The following is a 26964-nucleotide window of genomic DNA, read 5'->3' on the forward strand; positions in this document are numbered from 1 at the left end:
CCGCGCCGCGGGTACAACCGCCCTGAGCCCGTAAGGACAGGGGGGGGACAGGGAGGACAGGGAGGACACAGTGGCCAGACCGATTTGGTCCGGAGCGGTCAACTTCGGCCTGGTGACCGTGCCCGTCGAGCTGTACAGCGCGACCGAGGACCACACGATCCACTTCCGCCAGTTCGAGCGCGGCACCTCGGACCGGATCCGGTACCGCCGGGTGAACGAGCGCACCGGCAAGGAGGTCGACTTCGGCGACATCGTCAAGGGCTACGAGCTCGACGACGGGGACTACGTGCTGGTCGAGCCGGAGGAGCTGGATCAGATCGCACCCGGCCGGTCGCGCACCATCGACATCGACGCGTTCGTCGGCCTGGCCGAGATCGATCCGATGTACTTCCAGAAGTCGTACTGGCTGGCTCCCGGCAAGGAGGAGTTCGACCGGTCCTACGGGCTGCTGGTGCGGGCGATGGAGCAGAGCGACAAAGCCGGGATCGCGACCTTTGTCATGCGCGGCAAGGAGTATCTGGCCGCGGTGCGCGCTTCGGGCGGCGTGCTGGTGCTGGACACCCTGCACTTCGCCGAGGACATCCGTGACGCGGCGAAACTGCCGAAGAAGCCGAAGAAGACCAGCGCCAAGGCCAAGGAGCTGGACATGGCGGTCAGCCTGATCGACTCGATGACCGAACCGTGGCGGCCCGGCGAGTACCGCGACACCTACACCGAGCGGGTGCACAAACTGGTCGAGGACAAGAAGGCGGGCCGCACGGTGACTCCGGAGACCGAGCCAGGTGAGCCGACCAAGGTGGTCGACCTGTTCGACGCGCTGTCTCGCAGTGTGCGCGGCCGGTCCTCGCGCGGCCGGCGGTCCACGCCGGATCCGGCCGAGCTGAGCAAGAACGAGCTGCTCGACCTGGCCCGCGAGCTGGACGTCAAGGGCCGGTCCAAGATGAGCCGTTCCGAGCTGGCGAAGGCGGTCGGATCGTGAGTGAAAAGTGTTGCCGGGACAACACTTTTCACTCACGACACCATACGATCATGGGGTGCGCGGCATCAGGCTTCCGGCGAGGTTCCGGCTCGCCTTGCGCACCAGTCTCGGGTTCGCCGCGCTCGGCATCGGCTCCAGCGTCTGCGGGGCCGGGGTGGTCGCGCTGCTGCTCCTGCTCCAGGGCATCCCGGCGGAGGTGGGCGACCGCAGCTGGGTGCTGGTCGCTGCCGCGGGCGGGTACATCGCCGTCTCGGCGGTGAGCGGGTCCATCTGGACGGCCTGGCTGCAACGCCGGACCGCGATCTGGTTCCTGCTCAGCAGACATCCCACCGAAGCCGAGGCGCACCGCGCGCTGCGGCTGCCGGTGGACATGGCCGTGGTCAGCGGCACGCTCTGGCTGATCGGCACCGTGCTGCTCGGCACCATCACCGCGGTACTCGGCTCGGCCATGGACGCGCTCGGCGTCGCGCTGGTGATCGCGCTCGGCGGGCTGACCACGGTCGGGCTGACCTACCTCGCCGCGGAACGGGTGGCAAGGCCGGTGATGACGCTGGCGCTGGAGGTGCGGCCGCCGACCGGTTCGCTGCCGGTGACCGTGCTGCGCCGGCTGGTGCTGACCTGGGCGCTGGCCAGCGGCGTGCCGCTGCTCGGGGTGCTGCTGGCGGTCCTGCCGCCGGACCTTTCGCACACCGACCCGAAGCCCACCCTGGTGCTGCTGGCCGTGGTCGGCCTGGTGCTCGGCGCGGCGGGCACCGGGCTGCTGGCCCGTGCGGTGGCCGCCCCGCTGCACCGGCTGCGGCTGGTGCTCGGCCAGGTCACCCGCGGCCGCACGGACGTGCGAGTGCCGGTGGACGACGCCAGCGAGATCGGCATGCTGCAGGCGTCGGTCAACGACATGGTCACCGGGCTGCGCGAGCAGGACCGGATGCGGGACCTGTTCGGCAGGCACGTCGGCACCGAGGTGGCCCAGCACGCGCTGGAGTTCGGCGCCTCGCTCTCCGGTGACGTGCGGGAGGCGACCGCGCTGTTCGTGGACGTGGTCGACTCCACCGCGCTGGCCGCCCGCACCCCGCCGGAAGAGCTGGTGCACAAGCTCAACCGGCTGTTCGCCAGCGTGGTCGCCGCGGTGGACGCGCGCGGCGGGCTGGTGAACAAGTTCCAGGGCGACGCCGCGCTGTGCGTGTTCGGCGCGCCGACCCGGCTGGCCGACCCCGCCACCGCGGCCCTGTCGGCCGCGCGGGCGATCCGTGACGCGGTGCGCGAGGACGGCGAGCTGGACCTCGGCATCGGGGTGGCCTCCGGCCGGGTGTTCGCCGGGCAGCTGGGCACCAGCAGCCGGTTCGAGTACACCGTGATCGGCGATCCGGTGAACGAGGCGGCCAGGCTGACCGAAAACGCCAAAGCGGTGCCGAACCGGATCCTCGCCAGCGACGCGGTGGTGGACGCCTGCGACGGCGGGGAACGCGCGCACTGGCGGTGGCACGCGAGCATCCAGCTGCGCGGCCGCACCGAGCCGACCGGCGCCTGGTGTGACTGATCGGGTGAATCAGTTTCCCTTGAAACACCCACGGTTTTCGGAAGAATGGCCAGGTAGGTAGCCCCGCAGAAAAGGGAAAATCGCCCATGCCTGAAATGAACCGGCGAACCGCACTCGGCACCGGTGCCGGAGTTATCGGAGCCGCGATGGCCGGTGGCGGGAATGCGCCCGCCGCTGCCACCGAACCCGCCCAGCAGGGTTCGCCGCACCTGTTCCCGCTCACCACCTCGGCGCCATCCGAGTACGACGGCGGTTCGCTGCGCGGGGCGCACGAACAGAACTTCCCGGTACTGGCCGGGCAGAACGGCTCGGTCTACTTCGTCACGCTCGAGGTCGGCGGAATTCGCGAGCCGCATTGGCACCCGAGCGCGTGGGAACTGACATTTATCATCTCCGGCAAGGCGAAGTGGACAATTCTGGGGACGCACGCGGACGGCGGCTACCACAATGACGTGTTCACCGCCGAGCAGGGCGATCTGGTGTTCATCCCCCAGGGCTTCTTCCACTATTTCGAGAACGCCGGGGAGCAGCCGCTGCAGGTGCTGGTGGTGTTCAACACCAGCTCGATCGAGCCGAACGACGACATCGGCATCATGGGCTCGCTGAACTCGATCCCGCGCGACGTGCTCGCCGCGACCTTCGGCGTGCCGGCGTCGGCCTTCGACCAGGTGCCCACCGAGGTCAAGCCGGTCGTCATAACCCGGCGGAAGTAGTTACTCGGAGAGCTTGATGTCCGGCCAGCGCAGCACGGTGGACCCCCAGGTCAGGCCGGCCCCGAAGGCGCTCAGCACGACCAGGTGACCGGAGCGCAGGCTGCCGTCGCAGCAGGCGTCGGCCAGTGCCAGCGGGATGGACGCGGCACTGGTGTTGCCGGTCCGCTCGATGTTCACCACCAGCCGCTCCGGCGGCAGGCCGAGCTGTTTGGCCACCGCCTGCAGGATCCGCACGTTGGCCTGGTGCCCGACGAACCGGTCCACCTCGTGCACGCTCAGCCCGGCCTGGTCCAGCACCGCACGGGTGGACTCGGCCATCCGGGCGTTGGCCAGCCGGAAAACCCGGGTGCCCTGCATGGACAGGAAGTAGTCGTGCGGATCAGCAGAAGTGCGCTGCTTCGAACCACCGGCGGGCACCACCAGCAGGTCGGCCAGCTCGCCCTCGCTGTGCAGGTCGAACGGGCCGAGCGCACCTGGCTCGTCCGGCTCACCCGCCCGCAGCACCACCGCGCCGGCGCCGTCGCCGAAGATCGGCACGGTGCTGCGGTCGTCCGGGTGCACCAGGGTGGAGAAGGTGTCCGAGCCGATCACCAGCACCCGGCCGGCGACCCCGGTGGCGATCAGCCCGGCCGCGGTGGCCAGCGCGTAGACGAAACCGCTGCACACCGCGTTCACGTCCAGCGCGAAGATCCCGCCGAGGCCGAGCCCGCTGGCCACCTGCGGCGCGCTGCCGGGACACACCTGATCGGGGGTGGCGGTGGCCAGCACCAGCGCGTCCACCTCGGTCATCCCGGCGCTGCGGATGGCCCTGCCGCCGGCCCGCACCGCCATGTCCACTGTGGACTCACCGGGGGCGGCGATGTGCCGCTGCCTGATCCCGGTTCTGGTCCTGATCCACTCATCGGAGGTGTCCAGTCGTTGCGAGAGCTCGTGGTTGTCCACCACCCGAGGGGGTAGCCAACCGCCGACGCCGGCAAGCACCGCGGCGTGACGCGGGTACTGCATGAACACTGAATCTCCTGTACCGAGCCGGCGAAGGGGCAGCTTCCGAAATGGGCAGAACCGGCGCGCCCCTCACTTGTATGCGCTACTTATCGGTAGACCTCAATCAATGTGGCCTACGTCTCAATGTGAGCTACCCTCGCGTATATCAACGCAGGTAGGCCAGCACCGCGAGCACTCGCCGGTGCCCGGAATCGCTGGGCGGCAAATCGAGCTTGCCGAAGATATTTCCCACGTGTTTGTGCACGGCCCGGTCGGTGACCACGAGTTTTCCGGCGATTTCCCCATTCGTATAACCCTGCGCCATCAGCCCGAGCACCTCGCGTTCCCGCGGGGTCAGCCCGGACAGGGGGTCGTGCCGTCTGGTGAGCAGCTGGCCGATCACCTCGGGGTCCAGCGCGGTGCCGCCGGCGGCCACCCGCGCCAGCGCCTCCAGGAACTCCTCCACCCTGGCCACCCTGTCCTTGAGCAGATATCCCACCCCGGCCTGGCCGTCCGAAAGCAGCTCGCCGGCGTAGGTCTCCTCGACGTACTGGGACAGCACCAGCACCGGCATGCCCGGCTGCTGCCGCCGGGCGCGGAGCGCGGCGTGAATCCCTTCGTCGCGGAAGGTCGGCGGCAGTCGAACGTCCACAATGGACACGTCGGGCCGGAGCTCGGCGGCCGCCTCGACGAAGGCCTCCGCGGTCTCCACCCTGGCCACCACCTCGTGCCCGGCGGTCTCCACCAGCAGCCGCAGGCCCTCGGCCAGCAGCACGTTGTCCTCGACGATCACGATGCGCACGGGCACTCCAGCACGATCATGGTCGGGCCGCCCGCCGGGCTGGTCACCCACAGCGAACCGTCCAGCGCGGCCAGCCGCCGTCGCATGCCGGGAATGCCGGTGCCCCTTGTCTCGTCGATCCCGCCCTGCCCGTCGTCCTCGATCTGCGCCCGCAGCAGGTCACCGTCCCGCAACACGGTCACCTCGGCCCTGGTCGCCGCCGCGTGCTTGACCACGTTGGTCAGCGCCTCGTTCACCACGAAGTAGGCGGCCGCTTCCACCGGCGCGGCCACCGTGCCCAGCTCGCCGACGGTCAGCTCGACCGGCAGCGGGCAGCGCGCGGCCACCGCGGACAACGCCCCGTCCAGCCCCCGGTCGGCCAGGATCGGCGGATACATGGTGCGCAGGGTGTCCCGCAGCTCGGTCATCGCGTCCTCGGCGCCCGCGCGCGCCTCGGCCAGCAGGGTGGCCACCGACTGCGGGTCCTTGGCCAGCTGCCGCTCGGCCAGCCCGAGCCGCATCGCGATGGACACCAGCCGCGCCTGGGTGCCGTCGTGCAGGTCCTGCTCGATCCGGCGCAGCTCCGCGCCGTGCGCGTCCACCGCACCGGCCCTGCTCTCCCGCAGCGTCTCCACCCGCTCGGCCAGCTCCTCCTTCTCCGACGGCGCCAGCATCGCCGCGCTGAGTTTGGCGTTCAGGTCGGCCAGCCACGGCAGCCCGTACAGCATCAGCGCCACGGAGATCAGGAACATCGGGACCCCGGCGTACACCGCGCTCGACCAGCTGTTCACCGGGATGTTGGCCAGCACGGTCACCGGCGCGTCGGCCGGGAACAGCCACCACAGCCCGATCGCGGCCAGCGACATCAGCGGCAGCAGCGCGAGCCCGAGGCCCAGGATGCCGAGCGTCGAGCCGGTCACCATCTGCACCGGCGTCCAGGCCAGGTCGCGGCGGGTACGCGGCTCGGCGAGCAGGGCGCCGAGGCCCTTTCCCCGGACGCCGTGCCCGGAGATCGACCTGCCGAGCCGCTCCCCGGCCCGGTGCCGCTCGAAGTCCGCGAACCGGCCGAGCACCTGCAGCTCCTGCGGCATGATCAGGAAACCGACGCCGACCATGCAGAGCGCCGCCGAGAACAGCAGCAGCGGGGTGGCCAGCATGCAGCCGAGCCCCACCCCCACGTTGACCAGGGAGTACTTCGCCGCGCTTCCAGCCCGCGGCAGGCGTTCGACCAGCAGTGCCCGCATACCTGGAATTCTTCAGCATCACCCCGGCCGGGCGCGGTGGTACCACCTACACCTTCACAGCACCGGTCGAACGACGCCGCTGAGTCCACTTTGGTCTGAGCGTCGGCGGATGATCGTCAGTACCCTGGCGAGGTGCACACACCCGACCTGGACTCGGTGGACTACGCGATCCTCGACCGGCTGCAGAACGACTCCCGCATCATCGCCGAGACCATCGGCAGCCAGGTCGGGCTGTCCGCAGCCGCGGTGCAGCGGCGGATCAAGCGGCTGCGCCAGTGCGGGGTGATCGCCCGCGAGGTCGCGGTGCTCGACCCGAAGGCGCTGGGCCTGCCGATGACCTTCATCGTCACGGTGGAGATGGAGCGGGAGCGGATCGAGGTGATCGACGCTTTCCGCCGCCAGGTGCTCGCCGACGCCGCGGTGCAGCAGTGCTACTACGTGACCGGGGCGGCCGATTTCGTGCTGGTGGTCAACTGCCGCGACATGACCGACTTCGAGGAGTTCACCCGGCGGATGTTCTTCGACAACCCGAACGTCCGGCACTTCACCACCAGCGTCGCGATGGATCGGGTCAAGGTCGGCCTGACCGTGCCACTCAACGGTACGTAGCCGCAGGTCACACTGGGTGTTACTGATCGCGCCTTGATGCACCGGATCGCGTGAATGCGGGGGACTTCGCATCACGAGTGGCCGTACCGCGCCTCTCCACCGTGACCGACTCGTTCGCCTCGATGCGAACCAGGAGCACCGCGAGGAGAAGCCGTGCACACCGACGCCGTACACCAGAACCAGTTCGTTTCCATGAATGGCAGCAGCGTGCCAGTTCTCTCCCGGCTCTCGTTCCTCGCCGGCGAGCCGTTCGCGGTGAACGTCGCGTTCCGCACCGAGCGCGGCCGCTGGGTCGAGTGGACCTTCGCCCGCGAGCTGCTGGCCGACGGGCTGGTCGAGCCGACCGGGATCGGCGACGTCCGGCTGCGCCCCGACCTCGCCGCCGACGAGGACATCCTGTTCCTCGAGATCGAGTCGCCGGAAGGCTACGCACTGATCGAGTTCGAGCGCGAGGACGTGGCCCAGTTCGTCCAGGCCACCCTGGACCTGGTCCCGCTCGGCACCGAACACGAGCACTTCGACGTGGAAGCCCTGATCGACGAGATCACCAACGTCTAGAACACCGGGGGAACCGGCGAGTACGGATACTCACTATTTCCACACCCTACTTGTGGATTAACCCAAATGGGTAAACCCACAAGTAGGGTTTTATAAGTACTACTCAGAGTCATGTTTTGCCCCCCTCGAACGGGGGAAGTGTCCGCGGTTCGTGCCATCGGCCGCGTTCTCCTGCGTTTTGTCACGGAGCACGATCGGCTTCTCCGGCAACGCGGTGACACTGGGTCTCCGGACGGGCCAACCCGGCCGTCCACCCCGCCGTTATGTGAGGTTTACGAACCACTCACCCCTGCTTAGGCTCCGCATGAACCCGACGGTGCGGTACCCGGCCGTCGCCCATCGAGGAGCGAGCCATGGTGCGGATGGCGGCCCAGTTCACTTCGACGTCGGTGTCGGTGCGCACGAGTTCGCCGGTACTGGTCGGCCGCGACGCCGAACTCGGCGCGGTGATCGAGGTGCTGCTGGCGCGCCCGTCCGCGGTGCTGATCGAGGGCGAAGCCGGGATGGGCAAGACCCGGCTGGTGCGCGAACTGCTCAACCGCGCGGAACTGGCCGACGTCCGGGTGCTGACCGGCTCCTGCCAGCCGCTGCGCGAACCCTTCCCCTACGGCCCGGTGCTGGAAGCCCTGCGCGGGGTTGCCGACGCGGGCGTGGAACCGCTCAGCCCGGTGGCCGGGGTGCTGCGGCCGCTGCTGCCGGAGCTGGCCGGCCTGCTGCCGCCCGCGCCGGAACCGATGGCCGACCCCGGCGCCGACCGGCACCGCCGGTTCCGGGCCATTCGCGAGCTGCTGGCCGCCTGCGGTCCGGCGTTGCTGGTGATCGACGACCTGCACTGGGCGGACGAGCACACCACCGACTTCCTCCGGTTCCTGGTCTCCGCGCAGCCGGACCGGCTCGGGCTGGTGATCACCACCCGTAACGACCGCTCGCCGGTGGGCGGTCCGCTGAGCACGCCGTTCCGGCCGGCCGAAAGCGTGCGCACGGCCAGGGTCCGGCTCGGCCCGCTGGACGTGGCCGCGGTGCGGCGGCTGGCCGCGGGGGTGCTCGACGTGGCAAGGGTGGACGAGGAGTTCGCCGCCAAACTGCACGACTGCACCGCCGGAATCCCTTTCGTGGTCGAGGAAACCCTCCGCGCGCTGGCCGAATCACCACCCACCTGCCGGTTGCTGGACGAGATCGAGGTGCCGGTGCTGCTGCGCGAGGCGATGAGCGAGCGGATGGGCACGCTGGCCGAAGCGGCGGAACGGCTGGCGCACGCGGCCGCGGTGCTCGGCGTGCCGGCCGAAGCCGGACTGGTCGGCTCGGTGGCCGGGGTGCGCGGCATCCGGCTTTCCGCCGCGCTCACCGAAACGGTCACCGCCGGGGTGCTGCGCGAGACCGAACGCGGCCAGTACGGCTTCCGGCACAGCCTGGACCGCCGGGCGGTCTACCAGTCGGTGAACGGGCCGGAACGTCAGCTGCTGCACAGCCGGGCCCTGCGCGCGCTGGCCGAAACCGCGCCGCAGCCGCTGGTCCAGCTCGCCGAGCACGCACGGGCCGGCGGGCTGACCGAGCAGTGGCGGCAGTACGCGGAGGCCGCCGCCGACCGCGCGATCGAGTGCGGCGACACGTCACTGGCCATCGACACCCTGCAAACCCTGCTGGAAGGGGCCGCGCTCACCGAAGCGGACGTGGAGCGGATGGCCACCAAGCTGAGCAAGATCGCCTTGCGCGGGCTGCGGCCGGACGTCTCCACCACCCTGGAGCGGGTGCTCGCCGAGCGCAGCCTGAGCCGCGCCACCCGCGGCACCATCCGGCTCAACCTCGGCCTGCTGCTGGTCCGCCGACCCGGTGAACTCGGCCGCGGCCGGGTCGAGGTGGAGAAGGCCATCGACGAGCTCGCCGACCGCCCGGAGCTGGCCGCCCGCGGGATCAACCTGCTGGCCCAGCCGATCGACGGGCTCACCCCGCTGGCCTGGCACGAGCAATGGGCGAAGCGCGCGGACAAGGTGTTCGAACGCTTGCGGGACAACGAACTCCGGCTCGCGCTGACCGGCGACCGGATCGCCTGCCGGGCGCATGTCGGCGACGGCAGCGCGTGGGCCGACTTCGAGCGGCTGCCCGGCGGCGGCAACGCCACCATCGCCGAACGGGTGCAGCTGGCCAGGCTCTGGTGCAACCTGGCCGACGCGCAGTCCTGGGTCGGCCACCTGGACCGGGCGGAACGGCTGCTGCGCGACGGGACCGTGCAGGCGAACACCACCGGCGCGCTGTTCACCGTCGAGCTGGCCAGGGGAACCCGGCTGCGGCTGGACTGGGTCACCGGCAACTGGGCCGGGCTGGCCGAGTCCGGCGAGGCGCTGCTGGAGAAGTACCCGGATCTCGGTGCGGTGGTCGCGGAGTGCTCGCTGGTGCTCGGCGCGCTGGCGACCGTGCGCGGCGAGTTCGCGGACGCGGAACGGCACCTGATCACCACCGGGATACTGGACCCGGAACACGCCGTGATGCCGGTGGTGCTCTCCGCCGCGGCGGTGATGATCCGGCTCCGACTGTCCACAGAGGACCTTGATGGGGCCTGTGCGGCGGCGGACGACGGGATGAAAGCCGCGCGGCACAAGGGTGTCTGGGTCTGGACCGCCGAGCTGGTGCCGGCCGCGGCCGACGCGTACCTGCTGGCAGGGCGGACCGCCGACGCCGAGGCCGCGGTCGAGGAGTTCGCCACCGGCATCACCGACCGGGACGCGCCGGTGGCCGAGGCCGCGCTGCGCTCCGCCCGCGCGGTGCTGCTCGCCGGCCGCGGCTCGCACCGGGAAGCCGCCGCCGGTTTCGACGACGCGGCCACGCGCTACGCGGAATTGCCGATGCCGTACCCGGCGACACTGGCCAGGGAGCGGGCCGCGCTGGCCAGGCTGGCCGGCGGGGAGGCGTCCGCGACCACGGAACTGTGCGACGCCGCCGACGCCTTCGAGCGGATGGGCGCGACCAGGGACGCCGGCCGGTGCCGACACCAGCTGCGTGAGCACGGCGCGTGGACCCCGTCGCCGCGCGGGCGGCGTGGCTACGGCCAGCAGCTGTCGCCGCGCGAGCGCGAGGTGGCCAGGATGCTCGCCGGCGGGCGGACCAACCGCGAGATCGCGGACGGGCTGTTCCTGTCGCCGCGCACCGTCGAGCAGCACGTCGCGAAGGTGCTGCGCAAGCTGGGCGCCCGGTCGCGCACCGAGGTCGCCTGGCTGGAGCACGATCTCGGCGAACCGGCGAAGGACGCTCCTGCCGCACCAGCCGCGCCCGCCACCCCGCTGCCCAGGCAGGCACGGCCCAAGCAGGCCGTCTAAGGTCGTCAGCTCATCCCGGGGAGGGGACACATGGCGCGTTCGAGGTACCGGCTTGCCTTGCTGCTCGGCGCGGCGCTCATGCTGGGGTCGTGCGCTGCGGACAACGCGGCGGTGCCCACCGGCAAGGACAGCGGCCTGTTCGACCGCGCCCCGGTCGCCGGCGCGGAGGCGATCGCGAACAGCCCGACCGCGAAGGCCGTGCGGGAACGCGGTGAGCTGGTGGTCGGCGGTTCGCTGGACGCCCCGCTGCTGTCGCAGCAGAACCCGATCACCGGGGAGACCGAGGGGTTCGACGCGACGCTGGGCAAGCTGCTCGCCAAGTACATCCTCGGCCAGCCCAAGGTCAAGATCACCAACGCCACCTCGGAGACCCGCGAGGCGCTGCTGCAGAACGGGACCGTGGACGCGGTGTTCCAGACCTACACGATCACCCCGGTCCGGGCGCAGAAGGTGCTGTTCGCCGGCCCGTACCTGCTCTCCGGGCAGGCGATCGCGACCGTCAAGGGCAAGACCGGCATCACCGGGCCCGCCGACCTGAACGGCAAGACGGTGCTGGCCGGGGCGAACACCCCAGGGGTTCCGGCGATCGAGCAGCACGCGCCGGACGCGGAGGTGCTCACCTTCCCGACCGACCCGGAATGCGTGCAGGCGCTGACGCAGGGCCGTGCCGAGGCCTACGTGCAGGACCTCACCCTGCTGGCCGCGAACGCGCACAAGGGCGACGACCTGCGGATCGTCGGCGAGCCGTTCACCAGCGACCCGTACGGCATCGGCCTGCCGCCCGGCGATCCGGAGTTCAAGACCTTCGTGAACAACTGGCTGAAGCAGATCCAGGACGCCGGTATCTGGCAGCAGGCCTGGCGCGACTCGCTCGGCACCGTGATGACCACCGGGCCGCCGGCCCCGCCCGCGATCGGCTCCGTCCCCGGCTCGTAAGCAGGACTAGCGGCCGGACGCGCCTTCGAGCATCTGCCGCGCGGAGTCCATCATCGGCTGCACGAACTTCTGCAGCTGCTCGTTCACCTGCTCGTCCAGCTGCTGTTCGCGGGCCGGTGCGCTGGGCACCGGCTCGGACCGCGGGGTGACGCTCGGGCTGGGCTTGCGCGTCGGCTTGCGGGTCTCCGCCGGTTTGGCGGCTCGCACCGGCTCGGCGGGCACCGCGGCCGGCACCGGCGGGGCCACCTCGGCTGGGGCGGGGGCTGGGGCTGGCGCCGGGATCGCCTGCACCGCGCCGTCGTTCGTCTCGAACACGCTGCCGGCCGCTTCGGGCACCGGGGTGCCGGCTCGCTCCTGGTGGAACATGCCGCCGCCGATCCAGCCGATCATCAGCAGCGCCGCGGCCGCGCAGGTGAGCAGCAGGCACCGCCGCACGTTGGGCGCCACCGCACCCGGTGCCGATGCGTCCGCCGTCGCGACCGTCAGGGTCCCGCTCTCGGCTCCGACGGTGCCGGCGTCCGCGGTGCTGGTTTCGGTCCGCTGCTGCGGCACGCTGGCGGCGAGGATGCCGGTGCGGTCGGCTACCTGGATCGGGCTGACGACTTCGGCCGTCCTGCTCCGCAGCGTCGTGCGTGCCATGGGAAAAACCTCCGTCGACGGCGGCGGGGACTCGGTCGCCCCGACCATCGGGACTCCCCAGAAATCCCGGCCCACGTATGTCGAGGTCTCGGCAAGTTACCAGCGCGGAGCTGGCAAAGATGCTAGGAGTGGCACACTTTTGCCCCATAGAAGGCGAAATTGACTCAATTGGGTGACAGCGCCTACTGGCGATGACGACGGGTAATGACAGTAGTCCAGCCGCGAGTGCCACTTGTCGCACCTTCCGGTCGACGGTTTCCTGTGCATCACGTCCGAAGAACTCACGCCCATCAGACAATGCGCGGGCAATTCGTGAGTCATATTGAGTGAATCAGCTCACTAATGCACCCGGAACCCGAGGTCCCCGGCGGACGCACATCTTCGCACAGGTTCCGTTAAGCCTGTTTTCAGGTTCGCGGGCCAGGCTGAAACCCACACCCCCGCTAGCGTCGAACAGCTGGTCACAGCACCCGAAACTCGCTCCAGCACGGGAAACTCCGACATCTTCGGCGCTACCGGTCGTCCGTCCAGAACGGCGAATTCACTGACCCCACTCGAGAAAGAAGGTGTGCAGTGACGGTTGAGGAGCGCGAAGCAAGGTCCCGGACTCGAGCCGGAACCGCGCTCACCGAAATCGACGCGGCGCGCTACCCCGTCGCCCCGCCCGCGCGAGAGCGCACTTTGCCGCGAATACTCGAAGATTCCGTTTCCGCCTGGCCCGACGCCCCCGCCATCGACGATGGTGACCGCTTATTGTCCTATTCGGAGGTCTCCGCCGAGGTGGCCCGGCTGGCCGTGAGGCTGCACGCGCACGGCGTGCGGACCGGAGACCGGGTCGGCGTGCGGATTCCCTCCGGTACCGCCGAGCTGTACCTGGCGATCCTCGCCGTGCTCGCAGCCGGCGCGGCCTATGTGCCGGTGGACGTGGACGACCCGGACGAGCGCGCCGAGCTGATCTGGCGGGAGGCACGGGTCTGCGCGGTGCTCGGCGCCGGGCACGCCCTCACCCTCCGGCCGGAGTACCCACCGGACGGCCGCGAAGGGCCACCGGCCGAGGACGACGACGCGTGGATCATCTTCACCTCCGGATCCACCGGCAAGCCCAAGGGCGTCGCGGTGCGGCATCGGTCCGCGGCCGCCTTCGTGGACGCCGAGGCGGACCTGTTCCTGCGCGACGACCCGATCGGCCGTGAAGACCGGGTGCTGGCCGGGTTGTCCGTCGCCTTCGACGCGTCCTGTGAAGAGATGTGGCTGGCCTGGCGCAACGGCGCCTGCCTGGTGCCGGCGCCGCGGGAGCTGGTGCGGTCCGGCGCGGATCTCGGTCCGTGGCTGGCGCGGCGGCGGATCACCGTGGTGTCCACGGTGCCGACGCTGGCCGCGCTCTGGCCGGCCGAGTCGCTGGCCGCGGTCCGGTTGCTGATCGTCGGCGGCGAAGCCTGCCCGCCCGAGGTGGTGCGGCGCTTCGCCCGCGACGGCCGCGAAATGTGGAACACCTACGGCCCTACTGAGGCAACCGTGGTCGCTTGTGCGGCCAGGCTGCGTGCCGGGGAGCCGGTGGACATCGGCCTGCCGCTGGACGGCTGGGCGCTGGCCGTGGTCGCGCCGGACGATCCGCTGGGCAGCCCGGTCCGCTGGGGTGAGACGGGTGAGCTGGTGATCGGCGGCGCCGGTCTCGGCCGCTACCTGGATCCGGTGCGGGATGCCGACAAGTTCGTGCCGCTGCCCGCGCTCGGCTGGGACCGCGGCTACCGGACCGGCGACCTGGTGCGTGCGCTGCCGGACGGGCTGCGCTTCGTCGGCCGCGCCGACGACCAGGTGAAACTGGGCGGCCGGCGGGTCGAGCTCGGCGAGATCGACGCCGCGCTGCTGGACCTGCCGTCGGTGGCCGCGGCGACCAGCGTGGTGCAGCGCACCGGCGGCGGGGTCGACGTGCTGGTCGGCTACGTGGTGCCGGTGGACGGGCAGCCGCGGCGTTTCGACGCCGACGCCGCCGGGCGTCGGCTGCGGCAGCGGCTGCCCGCCGCGCTGGTGCCGAGGCTGGCCGTGCTGGCCGAGTTCCCCACCCGCGGCTCCGGCAAGGTGGATCGCGCCGCCCTGCCGTGGCCGCTGCCGTCCGGTCGGGCGGAAAGACCCGTCGAAGACCCGGTCACCGGCTGGCTGCTCGAGGTCTGGAGCGAGTTACTCGGCAACGAAACCGGGCCGGAGGACGACTTCTTCGACCTCGGCGGCACCAGCCTCGCCGTCGCGAAACTGGTGTCGATCCTGCGCGAACGGTATCCCGGGGTGGCAGTGGCGGACGTGTACCGGCGGCCGACCCCGGCCGCGCTGCGCGAGTTGCTGGTGGCCGACGACCGCGCGCCGGTTGCTGAACGCACGATGGCGCGGACCTCGCCGGGCGCGGGCTGGGCGCAGGCCGTTTTTCAGACGTTGCTGTGCTGCCTGTCCGGGGTGCGCTGGCTGCTCGTGGTGGCGTTGTTCGGCAATCTGCTCTCGATCGTGCTGCCCGAGTCCTGGGCGCCGCGGATGTCCTGGTGGGTGCTGGTGCCCGCCTGGCTGGTGCTGTTCAGCCCGGCGAGCCGGTCGGTGCTGGTGGCGCTGGGCGTGCGCGCGCTGCGCGGTCGGATCGAACCCGGCACGTATCGCCGTGGCGGCCGTACCCATCTCCGGTTGTGGGCGGCGGAACGGCTGGCCGGCTCGTTCGGTCCCGGCGCGATCGCCGGTACTCCGATGGCCGTCCGGTACGCCAGGCTGCTCGGCTGCGAGGTCGGCCGGAACGTGGACCTGCACGCTCTGGCGCCGGTGACCGGGCTGGCCACCTTCGGCAACGGCTGCGCGGTCGAACCCGAAGCCGACCTGGCCGGCTGGTGGCTGGACGGCGACCGGCTGCGGGTCGGCGCGATCCGGGTCGGCGCGGGGGCGCGGGTCGGTGGCCGCGCCACGCTGCTGCCGGGTGCCGAACTCGGGGACGGCGCGGAATTGCTGCCCGGCGGCTGCACCGGCGAGCTGGTCCCGGCCGGGGAGAGCTGGGGCGGTTCTCCCGCGACCGCCCAGGAACCCGGTGCGCAGTGGCCGGCCGAGCCCGCGCCGCGGGCTCGCCGCTGGACGCTGGCCTACCTGCTCGGCGCGTCCTTGCGCGGGCTGGTGCTCGGCCTCGCGGTGGTGCCGGCCATGGTGATCGCGTTCGTGGTGCTGCCGCCCGGCGGCACCTTGCTCACCGCCACCTGGGACGTGCTGCTCCGGGTGCCGTTCATGGTGCTGCTCGGCGTGCTGTGTCACGCGCTGCTGATCGGGGTGCTGGTGCGGCTGGCCGGGCGCGCGGTGCGGCCGGGCACGCACCCGGTGCACAGCCGCGCCGGCTGGTCGGCCTGGCTGGCGCACGAGCTGCTGGAGATGGCCAGGAAGACGCTGTTTCCGTTGTACGCCAGCCTGTTCACCCCGTTCTGGCTGCGCCGGCTCGGCGCGAAGATCGGCCGCTCGGTGGAGTTGTCCACCGTGCTGCCGCTGCCCGGCCTGCTGCGCGTGGCGGATTCCGCCTTCCTCGCCGACGACGTGCTCGCCGCGCCCTATGAGCTGCGCGGCGGCTGGATGCGGTTGGGCCGGGCCGAGGTCGGCGCGCGTGCGTTCGTCGGCAACTCGGGGATTGTCGGCCCGGACCGCGCGGTCGGCGACCGCGCGCTGATCGGCGTGCTGTCGGACGCCCCCGCCGATGTGCCCGACGACTCGTCCTGGCTCGGCCGGCCGGCGATCCGGCTGCGGCGCGAGGCCGAGCCGTCCGATCCCGCGCGCACCTTCGCGCCGCCGCGTTCGCTGGTGCTGGCGCGTGCCGCGGTCGAGCTGTGCCGGGTGATCCCGCTGATCCTGGCCGGGGTGCTCGGCACGATGGTCTTCACCGTGCTCGACTTCCTCTACCAGGAGCTGGGCTTCTGGGGCGCCGCGCTGGCCGGCGGGCCGGTGCTGTTCGCCGCCGGGATCGTCGCCGGGCTGCTCACCATCATGGCGAAATGGCTGCTGATCGGGCGTTTCCGCGCCGGCCGCCATCCACTGTGGAGCTCGTTCGTCTGGCGCAACGAGCTGTTCGACACCTTCGTCGAGGTGCTGGCCGTGCCCTGGCTGGTGCAGTCTTCACTCGGCACCCCGGTGCTGAACTGGTGGCTGCGCGGCCTCGGCGCGAAAATCGGCCGCGGTGTCTGGTGCGAGACGCACTGGCTGCCGGAACCGGACCTGATCACCCTGACCGCCGGGTCGGCGGTCAACCGCGGCTGCGTGCTGCAGACCCACCTGTTCCACGATCGCGTCATGCGGCTGGAACCGGTGCGGCTGGACCGCGACGCCACCCTCGGCCCCCGCAGCATCGCGCTACCCGGCAGCCGGCTCGGCGCCGCGGCCACGGTAGGCGCCGGCTCGCTGGTGATGGCCGCCGAATCCGTACCCGGCAACGCCCACTGGCAGGGCACCCCGCTCGAACGCGGCACCACGCCGCCGCCCTGATTCCATCCCCGGCGCAGCCCCCACCCATCCCGGGGGGCGGCCCCGCTCCAGTCTATCCGCCCACCACGACGTTTCCGCTGCTCATGGCGTACCTGTCCACAGGGCGGACCGACTGTGCACAACTCGAAAACCGGCGGACGAGCCCAATGTGACGTTTGGTGTGTTCTATTGGCCGAACGTCACGTTGGGCTCGAACGCGAACGGGAAGCGAGCCGGGTCAGCGTTCCCCGACCGCGGCGGGCATCCGCAGGCCGAGCTGCTTACCGATCTCGGCCAGTTCCCGGTACAGCTTCGCGGCCAGCGGAACGCCCATCGCCTCGCACTGTTCCATCCGCTGCGCCTCGCGCCAGCCCGGGTAGCGGTCCGGGGCGCCGGATTCCCAGCCCAGCAGGCTGCCGAACAGGGCGCTCGCGTGCCGGTAGAAACCGTCGGCGCTGCGCAGCGTGGCCGGCGCGATGGCCATCACCATCAGGCCGGTGTCGTGATCGTGGTCGGCGACCCCCGGCAGCAGCCCGGCTAGCACCTCGACGAGCAGCACGAACCCGGCGGCGCCGGTGCTCAGCGCGGTGGCGTCCAGATCGAACACAAAGGACGGATACGGCCCGGCCGGGGCGGCGAAACCGAGCGGGTTCACCCCGTGCCTGGCCGGGTTCTGCTCCCCGCCGGCGGCCAGCACCAGGCCGATCATGCCGCTCGGCACGGCACGCGCGGCATGGTGCCCGGCGCGGCCGAAATCGGTCACCCCGCGCAGCGACACCACCGCGACCCCGTGCCGCCCGGCCCGCGAAACCGCGCGGTCCATCGCGTCGCTGACCGCCCATAACCCGAGCGCCCGCCGGTAGTCGACGAGCACGGCCGCGCCACGGTCGGCGATCACCAGCGGCTCGGCCTGCGCGCGGGCCAGCCCGCAGTCCAGCAGCGGCAGGTAGGTGCGCTTGAGCCCGGCGAGACCGTAGTCCTTTCCCACCGTCGCTTCGCCGTAGCAGAGCGCTTCGGCAGCAAGCCTCGCCCGGCTCGGCGCGAGACCGCGGGCGAAGAAGACATCGGCGACGAACTCGACCAGCTCGTCGAACGGAACGCAAAGCCTCGGCTGCTCGGGAATGGCTACTTGCTGCGGCACCTTCGACGAAGACTCACGAAGCGTACGCGGACGGTTGGGCACTGCATCCACATTGCTGAGCCGCCGAATGACTGTCAACGAAGAGCACCATCCGCTACCCAACCGTGTGAACTCAACCCGTTGTGCCGCAGTGCTTTCCGAAAGACGCCCGGTCAGCCGACGGCGGCCACCACGCCCTCGCAGCTGCGCACCACCACCCGCGCCGCGGCCCGTTCGCTCTCGTCCGCGCCGAGCCGCTCCGCCGCGTGCCGCCACCGGTCCAGCGCGTCCAGCACCGCCGGCCAGATCGTGTCCGCGTCGGCCGTGCCCGGCACCCCGAGCCGCTCGGCGACACCGGTACCGCTCGCCCCGAGCAGCCGCAGCGCCTCCGCGGCGACCTCGTCGGGCAGGCTCAGCCGCCCGGAGGACAGCTCGGCGATGAGCCGCAACTCCCGGAAGTCGTGCGTACTGGCCACCACCTGCTCCAGCCGCACGGCCAGCCGATCCGCGCCGTCGACCCGCTCGGTGGCCAGCACGGACTCCAGCAGCAGCAAGGCCGAACGCGCCTTGAGCACCTCACCTCGGTCCACGAAGAAGGTGCCGATCGCGGCCCGGAGCTCGGCCAGCCCGCTGCGCCGGACCAACTCGGCGGCGAGCTTGGCCCTGGTGTCGCAGGCGGTCCGCACCAAGGTGGTGGCCAGCCGGACCCCGAACAGCCCGAGCCTGCCGAGCAGTGCGCGCCGCTCCGGGCGGCCGAGCGTGATCGGGAAACCGTCCGCGACGAACACGTCCGTACTCAGCAGGTGCCGCTCCAGGTTCGCCCTGGACACCGACGCCAGCCGGGTCAGCGTGGCGAAATCCTCGTCGTCCAGCGCGTTCGCGGCGTGGGCCAGCTGACCGGAAACGGCGATCACGCTCTGGAACGGCGCGCAACCCGCGTTCTCGCGACGGCTCAGCCTGGCCAGCCGCCGCGCCGAGATCAGCGCGTCGATCCGGCCGGCCGCCACCTCGTCCGCCCTGGCCAGCACCAGTATCGCGTGCACCCCGGTCAGCCTGGCCAGCGCCGAACCCTCGGTGACCCGCAGCCCGGCCAGCTGCTCCGGTTCTGGATGACGGGCCAGGTAGATCACCGCATCCGCCTCAGCCGGCAGCCGGCGCGCCACCGGATCGGCCGGCGCGCCGAGCCCGGCCAGCGCCGGGGTGTCGATCAGCGTGCGGTCACGCAACCCGGCCGACGGCCAGTCCACCAGCACCCGGTCCGGCCAGGCCGGCCCCGAGCCGGTCGCACTCAGCCGCAGCCCCGGTGCCGCACGGGTGGCGGCCATTTCGCGGGCGGGGCCGCCGCCGGCAACGGCGGTGACCTTGGCTTCCCCGCCGTGCCGGTACCAGGTGAAATGCTTGTCCAGATGGGAAAGCACCGCCGGCGCGAGCGTCTCCCCGAGCAGCGCGTTGAGCAGCGTGGACTTCCCGGTCGCCGAACGGCCGGCCACCGCGATCCGCACCGGCTCGGCCAGCCGCGTCAGCTGGATGCGCAGGGCGGTGGCCACCGGCGGCCGATCCCGGTACAGCTCGACCGCGTCCATCAGCAACGCGCGCACGGCGTCCACGGTTCTCACGCGCTGAGCTCCCGCGTGCCGCCACGCCGCTCCAGCCGGGCGGCGCCAAGGGTGCCGGCCCGCTGGTGCAGCGCGGCCAGCCGCTCGATCTCGCGTTTCAGTTCGGCGTTGCGCCGATCCCGCTGCGCCGCACCGGCCTGGAGCGCTTCACGCGCGGCGGCGGCCTCGTCCAGCATCTCCTCGCTGAGCGTGGCGAAATGGTCCCGCAGCCGCCGCTGCACGGTCCGCACCAGATCCTTGCACTCCTTGCTGAACCGCAGGAACACGTCGTCGACATGGCGCTGCGCGGCGCTTTTCGCGATCGACTGCCGCCGCTTCAGCCTGGTTTCGCTCTCGTCGCGGACGCTCTTGGTGGCGAACGCCGCGCCCGCGCCGAGGGACAGCGGGTTGATCAGCGGCAGCCCGCCGAGGCTGGTGATCAGCCCGAACATCAGCACCCCGCCGTAGGATCCGCGCAGCCCGGTGAACATCTTCTGGCCGATCCTGAACCGCTCGACCCGCGGGTTCGGCAGGTCCTCCATGGTCTCGGTGCCGGGGCCTGCGTCCACCAACCGCAGCGCGGCCACGGACTGCCCGGCCTCCTTGCCGAAACTGCCGGCCACCGCGTTCGCGATCCACTCCGCGCGCTCGGTCAGCCAGCGGTAGTTCGTCTCGATCGCTTCGACCAGGCTGTCCTCCAGCCAGACCGCGAACTCGTCCCAGACCTGCAGCGGATCGGCCTCGTCGAAGGTCCGGTCGATGTGCTGCACGATCTTCCTGGTGCGCTCGCGCAGGTCGTACTCGAGATCCGCGCTCAGGTCGGTGATCTCGTCGGAGAGCAGGTTCTGCCAGCGGGTGGTGTGCCGGCGCAGCACGTCGATCCGGCGTTGCGCCCGTTGCAGTTCACCGAGCCGGTCGGCGCCGCGCGGATCGCCGGCCCGCAACTCGTCCTTCAGCGTGGACACCAGGTCTTCGAGGGCCGAGCGGGCGGTGAGCACGCCGACCCGGCGACCGGTCTCCTCCGGCGGGCGGGCGGCCTCGGCGGTGACCCAGGCCAGCAGCTCGGGAAAACCGGACCACGCGTTGGTTTCCCGGTCCTGGTCACGGGCCGCGGCCAGCCTGACCGTGGACGAGACCGGCACCAGCGGCGCGTCGACCCCGGCCTCCCGGAGCAACGCCCGGTCGCGCTCGGCGACCTCGCGCCAGTCCGGGTTGACGTCGATCTTGGTCAACACCACCAGCACGCTGGGGCACCAGCCGCGGACGTGCTCGGCCAGCGCCAGCTCCGCACCGGTCAGCTCCTGACCGGCGTCCGAGACCAGCAGCACCGCGTGCGCGCCGGCCAGCACCTCCAGCACGGCGGCGGTGCGCGCGGACCGCGGGTCGCCGATCGCCGGGGTGTCGATCAGCACCAGCCCACCGGCCAGCAGCTCCCGCGGCAGTCGCACCTCGGCGCACCGCAGGTCCGGCCGCTCGGCGCCGGAGACCTCCGCCGCCACCCGCTCCACGTCGACCGGTTCGCGTTCCCCGCCGGCGCTGATCCGCTCGTCGCGGTGGACCAGCACCGCGCCGGCTTCGGCCGCGTGGTGGACCTCGGTCGGCACCGTGGTCCCGGCGGTGTCCCCCACCCAGCAGACCGGCGCGTTGAGCAACGCGTTGACCAGGTAGCTCTTGCCCTGCTTGGAGAATCCGGCGACCGCCAGCCGGGTCCCGGCGACCGGGGCGTCGCGGCGCAGGCGGAGCCGGCCGGCCAGATCCGGCCGGCCGTGCGCGAGACAGGCGTCCAGGGTTTCCCCGAGGATGCCGAACCACGGTGGTGCGTTCACGTCGCGAGAGTGTTCCTCGTTCCCGCTCTCCTGGCGAACCCGGTGTTCCGCTGGCCGATCCGGCAGCGGGACACCGGCACGGCCCGGGTAGCTCAGAACTGCACGTCGTTGTCGCCCAGCGCGTCGGTGTGCAGGTTCACGTCCACGCCGCCGGTGTTGCCGATGTCACTGGTCCGGCCGAGATCGCCGACGGTGTCGTGCACGTCCCGCGTGCCGCCGGACAGGTCGGGCGCGGTGTGGCCGAGCTCCTCGACCTTGGCCGAGAACTCGTCCAGCCGGCCGGTCAGCTCGCCGGTGACCCGCGCCGGGTCCAACTCGGCCGGCAGCTCGACCAGCGGCTCGGGCACCTGACCGGTGACCGCATCCAGGTGACCCTGCACGTCCGCGGGCAGCTCGGCACGCGGGTCGAGCTCACCGGGGCCGGCACCCGGCGGCGGTGCCGCCGGCGGCTGGTCGCCGATGCCGTTGGTCTCCGGCACGTCCAGGTGGCCGGCCAGGTCTTCGGCCGGGGTGAAGCCACCGGAAATCTGGTTGGCGATTGCGGTGGCGCTGGCCACCGAGTTCGTCGCGGTGTCGCTCTGGTCCGGCAGGGTCAGCTCGTCCAGGCCCGGCCGCGTGGGCAGGTAGTCCAGGACCAGCGGCAGGATCTCCTGGACGTCGGTGGCGTCGAGATCCCCGAGCCCCGCCGCGGCGAGCGCGCCCTGCGGGTCGGCAGCGAAGGCCGCCTGAGCCTGCTCGTCGCTGAGCAGGTCGAGGGCGAAGTCGTAAAGGGTCTGGGCGGAGTCCATGAACATTTCTCCTGAATTATTTTCACGATTTCCGAAGTCGCGAATCGGCCCGGCGCCTGTCGGACAGGCTAGGACGGCGTTACCCCCTGCCACATCGGGGTTAACTCCCAGTTGACGGTGGCTCCTTCCATAGGGTGAGCACTGGTGCACCCTTAGGGGGATAGGGGGTAAGAAGACTTCGTCTCAGTTGTGTTAGATCTGGTTGTTCGTTTAAACGGGTGAACCCCTGGATGAGTTTGGTTTCGCGGAGGAAGTCGCTGTGCCAGGTACGCAGGTCAGCCCATACGTGCTCGGTATCGACATCGGCCCCGGTAGCACCCACGCCGCGATCAGCACGCTGCGCGAGGACACCTGGAGCCCGCCGGAGCCAGCGCGCCTCGGCGAGCAGACCCCGGCCACCTTCTCCGCGCTCTTCCTCGACGACGAGGGCTACCTGCTCACCGGCGACCAGGCCGGACTGGCCGGGGTGGACCGGCCGGAGCGGCTGATCACCGGTTTCCACCAGCGGATCGGCGACGACGTGCCGATCGTGGTGGCACGGCAGCGCTTCTCCGCCGAGTCGCTGAGCGTGGTGACCGTGGAATGGGTGCTGGAACGGGTGGGCGGCACCGAGCCGACCCCCGAGCGGGTTGTGCTCACCTGCCCCGCCGACTGGGGCGAGTACCGGCGTCAACGCCTCCGCGTCGCGCTCGACGAGGCCGGCCTGGCCGAGGTGGACCTGGTCAGCGTGCGGAGCACGGGCGCGGACGCCGCGGCGGAGGCGGCCGGAGTCGCCGTCCGCCAGCTGACGGACGCGGCGGAACTGGACGCGAGCAAGGCGGAGACCGCCTTGCTGCCCAAACTGCCCGCGACCACCACCGGCGACCGGCCGGCAAGGCCACCGGTGTCCATCTCGCCGTTCCGGGCACCGGAACCCAAGTCACCGGCTAAGAAACGCGCCGGATTCCGGTCCAAGCTCTCCGCGGCGGTGGTCTCGGTGAGCATGCTCGCCCTGCTGCTGGCCTTCCCCGGCGACCTGCAGACCGCGAGCGCCGTCTCCTGCCCGCAACCGGTCACCCGGGACGTGGGTGGCTGTTGAGCAGCGCGGGCACGACCTCCCCGATGATCCTGACCCCGACCACCCGGCGGCTCGTCGAACAGGCCGCCGACCCGGCCGGCCGGTACCGGATCGCGATCGTGGCCCCCGGCGGCTACGGCAAGAGCACCCTGCTCGACGCGCTGGGCCGCCGTTACCGCGAGGCGGGCGTCGAGGTGCTCGGCCTGGACGCGCCCTCCTTCGGCGAGTCCACCGCGCTGCTGGTGGACGACGCGCACCTGCTCGGCCCGATCCGCCTCGCGCGCCTGCGCGAACTGGTGGAACAGGGCGTGCGGCGGATCGTGCTGAGCTACCGGCCCCGGCCGCACCCGGCACTGCGCGAGCTGGCCGAACTGCTGGACGGCCCGCCGATCCTGTTGCCGCCGTGGCAACGCGAGCAGGTCCGGCTGGCGCTCGGTGTGGACGAGCGGACCGCCGACGACCTGTGCGCGCACACCGGCGGGGTGCCCCGATTCGTGCTCCGGATGCGCACCGCCGATGCCGAGTCGCAGCTCGAGCCGTTCCGCGCGGAACTGGCCTGCCTGGCCGAGGACGTGCTGCGGTTTCTGGTCGCCGCCGAAGCCGGCGCCGGCCGCGACCTCGACCTGCTGGCGGATCTACTCGGCCGCGACCGCGCCGGTGTCGCCGCCGTCATCGACGACGCACGCGCCACCGGCATGCTCACCGCCGACGGCGTCCCGCTGCCGATCGTGCGGCGCGCGATCCGCGGCCGCAGCGCGGTGGACCTCCGGCTGGGCGTGCTGCACCGGCTGGTGGAAATCCAGCTGCGCCACGGCAGGCCGCTGCTGATGCCGGCCAGTGCGCTGCTGGGCACCGCCGCCTCCGGGCCGACCGCGGCCGCCGCCTTCGAAACCGCGGCGCGCGAGGCGATGCCGGCCGACCCGGTGCTGGCCACCGAACTGTTCGAGGCCGCCGCGGAGGCAGGGCGCCCGGTGGCCCGGCTGGCCCCGGCCTGGGCACGGGCCGCGGCACTGGCCGGAGAGCTGGACACCGCGCTGCGGCTGAGCGACGACCTGATCGCCGGCCAGGACGCCGAGGACCGCGCGGCCGGTGCCGGGCTGGCCGCGACGGTACTGGCCCACCGCGGCGAACTGGCTCGCAGCGCCGAGCTGTACCAGTGGTCGGCGCGCGGCTCGGCACGGTCGTTCGCTGTGGTCGGGCTGACCGGCACCGGCCGGCTGGACGCGGCGCGCGCGCTGCTCTCCGCGCCGATGCCGGATTCCCCGCCGACCCTGCTGGCCGGTGCGGCGACCCGGATGGCCCGCGGCATCGCCGAATCCGTCACCGGGCAGGCCGGTGACGCGCTCACCACCCTGCTCGGCGCCGCCGCGATGCTGGAACCGGCGGGCCCCGGCGTACTGCTGCCGGACAGCCCGGCGGCACTGGCCGCGATCGTCGCCCTGCACGCCGGTGAGCTGGCGCTGGCGGAGTCGGTGCTGACCAGGGCGCTGGCCGGCGGCACCGGCGGCCATCTGCTGACCCCGCGGCACCGGCTGCTGCTCGGCTGGGTCGCGATGACCAAGGGCGAGCTGACCACCGCCGCGACCCAGGCCGCGGTGGCAAGGCAGGGCCCGACGCAACCGCGCGACGAGCTTTTCCTGGCCGCGCTGGACGTGGGCATCGCCCGGCGCAGCAGCGATATCCCCGGCCTGCGGCTGGCCTGGGACCGGGCGTACCAGGCGGTGATGCGGCAGCAGGTGGACCTGTTCGTGCTGCTGCCGCTCGGTGAGCTGGCGATCGCCGCGGCCAGGCTCGGCGAACACGCCAAGCTGGCCCAGCACCGCGCGCGCGTGCAGACCCTGCTGGCCGAGCTCGGCCAGCCGCCGCTGTGGTCCGCGGTGCCGCTCTGGCAGGGCCTGCACGCGGCGATCACCATGGAGGACAAGGAATCCGCCGAGGAGCACCTCGCGCTACTGGCCGGGCACACCTATTCCGGCCGGTACTGCTCGGTGCTCTTCGGTGCCGCGCAGTCCTGGCTGGCGGTGCTGGCCGGCACCGCCGCCCCGGAACAGGTCGCCGACGCCGCCGGTGAACTGGCCAGGACGGGCCTGCGCTGGGACGCCGCCCGGTTGGCCGGACAGGCCGCCATCCGCACCTCGGACCGCAAGGCGATGGTGCTGCTGCTCGAAGCCGCCCGCCAGTTCCAGGGAAAACCCCGCCACCACGCGCCGTCGACACCTGCTTCGGACCTGGCGCCCGATCTCGGCAGCCTCAGCGAACGCGAGCAGGAGGTCGCGCGGCTGGTGGTCTCCGGCCTGACCTACAAGCAGGTCGGCCAGAAGCTGTTCATCTCCGGCAAGACCGTCGAGCACCACATGGCCAGGATCCGCGCGAAGATCGGCGCCGGTGACCGCCGCGAACTCCTCGCCACCCTCCGCGAACTGCTCGACCGGAAGACCTAACCCTGTTTCCGGGCAAGGAGATACCGCACCAGCAGGGTGTCGCCTTCGGCCAGCACCGACTCCGCGCGCAACGCGGTCGGATCCAGCCCGGCACCGAGCGCGATCCGCTCCGCGGCCCCCGAAACGAGCAGCGGCGAAATCGTCAACCGCAGCTCGTCGACCACCCCGGCGGCGAGCAGCGCCCCGAACAGCCGCGGCCCGCCCTCGCAGTCGATCCGGCCGAGACCACGGTGGACGAGCTCGTCCACCGCCGCCGGTAGGTCCACCGTCTCGTCCCCGGCAACCAGCACCGAAGCACCCGCGTCGGCCCACGCCTGCCGGGTCGCCGGCGGCGCCGAACCGCTGGTGATCACGATCGTCGGGGTCACCGCCTCGGTGATCGCCGGCGCATCGGGTGGCAGGCTCCGGCCGGTGCTGACGATCGCGACCGGCGGCACCGGGCTCAGCCCGTGCCGCTCGCGCCGTTCGGCGGTCTCCTCGTCGGGATGCACGCCTCGCCAGTCCTCGATGGTGGCCGTGCCCGCGCCGATCAGCAGCACGTCCGCGAGGTCGCTGCCCAGCTCGTACACCTTGCGGTCGGCCGGGTTGGACAGACCGGCCGACCGGCCGTCGATCTCCACCGCACCGTCGGCGCTGGAGACGAAGTTGACCGCGAGCCAGCGGGGATCCGCGGGATAGCGGTACAGCGACTCCAGCTCTGCATCGTCCACGTCATGCGGCTCACCCGGCCAGATGTAGCGCATCGCGCGAACCACCGCTTTCCGGTCCACTTTGGTCGGAACTTGCGGAAGCGGAGGGATTTGAACCCCCGGTCGGTTTCCCGACGCTCGCTTTCAAGGCGAGTGCATTCGGCCGCTCTGCCACGCTTCCCGTGCCGTCGAGACTACCGGCCTATGCCTCCAGCTCGGTGAGGTGATCGAGTACCCGGGAGAACGCCTCGCCGAACGCCGCCTGCTCGTGCTCGGTGAGCAGGTCGATCAGATGCACGCGGACCCCGTCGACGTGCGTGGGCGCGGCCTGCTCCAGCAGCTTCTGGCCGGCGTCGGTGAGTTCGGCCACCACCCCCCGCTTGTCCTCGGGGTCACGGCCGCGCCGGACCACCCCGGCCGCCTCCATCCTGCCCACCTGATGCGAAAGCCTGCTCTTGGTCGAGCCGAGCATGGTGGCCAGCTCGGTCATCCGGATCCGGTTCTCCGGCTTCAGGGAAACGCAGACCAGCACCTCGTAGTCGGCGAGCGAGATGTCGTGGCGATCGGCCAGCTCGCGGTGCAGCCGCTGACGCAGGCGCATGGTCGCGACGATGTACGAGCGCCACGCCAGCATCTCCGTCTCGCTCAGCCACCGCACGCCGTCGTCCTCGCTCATTCCACGGAGACTAG

General features: G+C 71.7%; 20 protein-coding genes and 1 tRNA gene. 10 read left to right on the forward strand and 11 right to left on the reverse strand.

Features of this window, described 5'->3' with window-relative positions; all coding sequences use genetic code 11:
* Nucleotides 1-70: 70 nt before the first annotated feature.
* From ku to AMYNI_RS0114905, 3 genes are all read left to right on the forward strand, one after another.
* On the forward strand, nucleotides 71-979 hold the full coding sequence (ku, locus tag AMYNI_RS0114895) for a non-homologous end joining protein Ku (RefSeq protein ID WP_020668817.1): 909 nt from the start codon (nucleotides 71-73) through the stop codon (nucleotides 977-979).
* 55 nt (nucleotides 980-1034) lie between these two features.
* Nucleotides 1035-2516: an adenylate/guanylate cyclase domain-containing protein gene (locus tag AMYNI_RS0114900; protein WP_020668818.1), complete on the forward strand. Its 1482-nt coding sequence runs from the start codon at nucleotides 1035-1037 to the stop codon at nucleotides 2514-2516.
* An 86-nt stretch (nucleotides 2517-2602) separates the two neighbouring features.
* On the forward strand, nucleotides 2603-3229 hold the full coding sequence (locus AMYNI_RS0114905) for a cupin domain-containing protein (RefSeq protein WP_026360466.1): 627 nt from the start codon (nucleotides 2603-2605) through the stop codon (nucleotides 3227-3229).
* Here the strand turns inward: AMYNI_RS0114905 and AMYNI_RS0114910 are convergent, their stop codons facing one another.
* The 3 genes from AMYNI_RS0114910 to AMYNI_RS0114920 form a co-directional block, all read right to left on the reverse strand.
* Nucleotides 3230-4234: a beta-ketoacyl-ACP synthase III gene (locus AMYNI_RS0114910; protein WP_051116510.1), complete on the reverse strand. Its 1005-nt coding sequence runs from the start codon at nucleotides 4232-4234 to the stop codon at nucleotides 3230-3232.
* 145 nt (nucleotides 4235-4379) lie between these two features.
* A complete protein-coding gene (locus AMYNI_RS0114915) occupies nucleotides 4380-5015 on the reverse strand; it encodes a response regulator (protein WP_020668821.1) in 636 nt (211 codons plus the stop codon).
* Nucleotides 5003-6238, reverse strand: coding sequence for a sensor histidine kinase (locus AMYNI_RS0114920; protein ID WP_020668822.1), 1236 nt, complete (start codon nucleotides 6236-6238; stop codon nucleotides 5003-5005). The genes AMYNI_RS0114915 and AMYNI_RS0114920 overlap by 13 nt, the downstream gene beginning before the upstream one ends.
* A gap of 132 nt (nucleotides 6239-6370) precedes the next feature.
* Between AMYNI_RS0114920 and AMYNI_RS0114925 the strand changes: the two genes are divergently transcribed.
* From AMYNI_RS0114925 to AMYNI_RS0114940, 4 genes are all read left to right on the forward strand, one after another.
* Nucleotides 6371-6847 (forward strand): Lrp/AsnC family transcriptional regulator, encoded by a 477-nt coding sequence (locus tag AMYNI_RS0114925; protein ID WP_020668823.1) that lies wholly within the window; start codon nucleotides 6371-6373, stop codon nucleotides 6845-6847.
* A gap of 153 nt (nucleotides 6848-7000) precedes the next feature.
* Entirely contained in the window at nucleotides 7001-7405 is a 405-nt protein-coding gene (locus AMYNI_RS0114930; RefSeq protein ID WP_020668824.1) for an SsgA family sporulation/cell division regulator, read from the forward strand.
* A gap of 353 nt (nucleotides 7406-7758) precedes the next feature.
* Complete coding sequence (locus AMYNI_RS0114935; protein WP_020668825.1) at nucleotides 7759-10716, forward strand: ATP-binding protein; 2958 nt, start codon at nucleotides 7759-7761, stop codon at nucleotides 10714-10716.
* Nucleotides 10717-10746: 30 nt separating this feature from the next.
* Nucleotides 10747-11652: a glutamate ABC transporter substrate-binding protein gene (locus tag AMYNI_RS0114940; RefSeq protein ID WP_020668826.1), complete on the forward strand. Its 906-nt coding sequence runs from the start codon at nucleotides 10747-10749 to the stop codon at nucleotides 11650-11652.
* Between the two features lie 6 nt (nucleotides 11653-11658).
* Here the strand turns inward: AMYNI_RS0114940 and AMYNI_RS49035 are convergent, their stop codons facing one another.
* Nucleotides 11659-12291, reverse strand: coding sequence for a hypothetical protein (locus tag AMYNI_RS49035; protein WP_026360468.1), 633 nt, complete (start codon nucleotides 12289-12291; stop codon nucleotides 11659-11661).
* 573 nt (nucleotides 12292-12864) lie between these two features.
* On the opposite strand from AMYNI_RS49035, the gene AMYNI_RS0114950 reads away from it, so the two are divergent.
* Nucleotides 12865-16779 (forward strand): Pls/PosA family non-ribosomal peptide synthetase, encoded by a 3915-nt coding sequence (locus AMYNI_RS0114950; protein ID WP_281170274.1) that lies wholly within the window; start codon nucleotides 12865-12867, stop codon nucleotides 16777-16779.
* Between the two features lie 217 nt (nucleotides 16780-16996).
* Here AMYNI_RS0114950 and AMYNI_RS0114955 read toward each other — a convergent pair whose 3' ends face one another.
* The 4 genes from AMYNI_RS0114955 to AMYNI_RS0114970 all read right to left on the reverse strand — a co-directional run bounded on the left by AMYNI_RS0114955 (nucleotide 16997) and on the right by AMYNI_RS0114970 (nucleotide 22087).
* Nucleotides 16997-17899, reverse strand: coding sequence for an Ldh family oxidoreductase (locus AMYNI_RS0114955; protein WP_020668828.1), 903 nt, complete (start codon nucleotides 17897-17899; stop codon nucleotides 16997-16999).
* Between the two features lie 152 nt (nucleotides 17900-18051).
* Entirely contained in the window at nucleotides 18052-19494 is a 1443-nt protein-coding gene (locus tag AMYNI_RS0114960; RefSeq protein ID WP_020668829.1) for a P-loop NTPase family protein, read from the reverse strand.
* Nucleotides 19491-21299, reverse strand: coding sequence for a dynamin family protein (locus tag AMYNI_RS0114965; protein WP_020668830.1), 1809 nt, complete (start codon nucleotides 21297-21299; stop codon nucleotides 19491-19493). Before AMYNI_RS0114965 ends, AMYNI_RS0114960 begins: the two co-directional genes overlap by 4 nt.
* 92 nt (nucleotides 21300-21391) lie before the next feature.
* Entirely contained in the window at nucleotides 21392-22087 is a 696-nt protein-coding gene (locus tag AMYNI_RS0114970; protein WP_157357360.1) for an IniB N-terminal domain-containing protein, read from the reverse strand.
* A 259-nt stretch (nucleotides 22088-22346) separates the two neighbouring features.
* On the opposite strand from AMYNI_RS0114970, the gene AMYNI_RS47225 reads away from it, so the two are divergent.
* Both AMYNI_RS47225 and AMYNI_RS0114980 read left to right on the forward strand, forming a co-directional pair.
* Nucleotides 22347-23165, forward strand: coding sequence for an Hsp70 family protein (locus AMYNI_RS47225; protein ID WP_157357361.1), 819 nt, complete (start codon nucleotides 22347-22349; stop codon nucleotides 23163-23165).
* Nucleotides 23166-23188: 23 nt separating this feature from the next.
* Nucleotides 23189-25585: a helix-turn-helix transcriptional regulator gene (locus tag AMYNI_RS0114980; protein WP_020668833.1), complete on the forward strand. Its 2397-nt coding sequence runs from the start codon at nucleotides 23189-23191 to the stop codon at nucleotides 25583-25585.
* Here the strand turns inward: AMYNI_RS0114980 and AMYNI_RS0114985 are convergent.
* From AMYNI_RS0114985 to AMYNI_RS0114995, 3 genes are all read right to left on the reverse strand, one after another.
* The gene (locus AMYNI_RS0114985) at nucleotides 25582-26355 is read right to left on the reverse strand and encodes a pyrimidine reductase family protein (RefSeq protein WP_342667763.1); all 774 of its coding nucleotides are present in this window, start codon (nucleotides 26353-26355) and stop codon (nucleotides 25582-25584) included. The two genes, AMYNI_RS0114980 and AMYNI_RS0114985, sit on opposite strands and share 4 nt — an antisense overlap.
* 15 nt (nucleotides 26356-26370) lie before the next feature.
* A tRNA-Ser gene (locus AMYNI_RS0114990) sits at nucleotides 26371-26455 on the reverse strand.
* Nucleotides 26456-26476: 21 nt separating this feature from the next.
* Nucleotides 26477-26950 (reverse strand): MarR family winged helix-turn-helix transcriptional regulator, encoded by a 474-nt coding sequence (locus AMYNI_RS0114995; RefSeq protein WP_020668834.1) that lies wholly within the window; start codon nucleotides 26948-26950, stop codon nucleotides 26477-26479.
* Between the last annotated feature and the right edge of the window lie 14 nt (nucleotides 26951-26964).

Origin of the sequence: Amycolatopsis nigrescens CSC17Ta-90, assembly GCF_000384315.1 — a bacterium.
Lineage (GTDB): Bacteria > Actinomycetota > Actinomycetes > Mycobacteriales > Pseudonocardiaceae > Amycolatopsis > Amycolatopsis nigrescens.

Excerpts from the sequence above, each read along its gene's own strand:
- AMYNI_RS0114905 (WP_026360466.1), top strand. The coding sequence starts at position 2,603 with ATGCCTGAAATGAACCGGCGAACCGCACTCGGCACCGGTGCCGGAGTT.
- AMYNI_RS0114910 (WP_051116510.1), bottom strand. The coding sequence starts at position 4,234 with ATGCAGTACCCGCGTCACGCCGCGGTGCTTGCCGGCGTCGGCGGTTGG.
- AMYNI_RS0114920 (WP_020668822.1), bottom strand. The coding sequence starts at position 6,238 with ATGCGGGCACTGCTGGTCGAACGCCTGCCGCGGGCTGGAAGCGCGGCG.
- AMYNI_RS0114935 (WP_020668825.1), top strand. The coding sequence starts at position 7,759 with ATGGTGCGGATGGCGGCCCAGTTCACTTCGACGTCGGTGTCGGTGCGC.
- AMYNI_RS0114940 (WP_020668826.1), top strand. The coding sequence starts at position 10,747 with ATGGCGCGTTCGAGGTACCGGCTTGCCTTGCTGCTCGGCGCGGCGCTC.
- AMYNI_RS49035 (WP_026360468.1), bottom strand. The coding sequence starts at position 12,291 with ATGGCACGCACGACGCTGCGGAGCAGGACGGCCGAAGTCGTCAGCCCG.
- AMYNI_RS0114970 (WP_157357360.1), bottom strand. The coding sequence starts at position 22,087 with ATGGACTCCGCCCAGACCCTTTACGACTTCGCCCTCGACCTGCTCAGC.
- AMYNI_RS0114980 (WP_020668833.1), top strand. The coding sequence starts at position 23,189 with ATGATCCTGACCCCGACCACCCGGCGGCTCGTCGAACAGGCCGCCGAC.
- AMYNI_RS0114995 (WP_020668834.1), bottom strand. The coding sequence starts at position 26,950 with ATGAGCGAGGACGACGGCGTGCGGTGGCTGAGCGAGACGGAGATGCTG.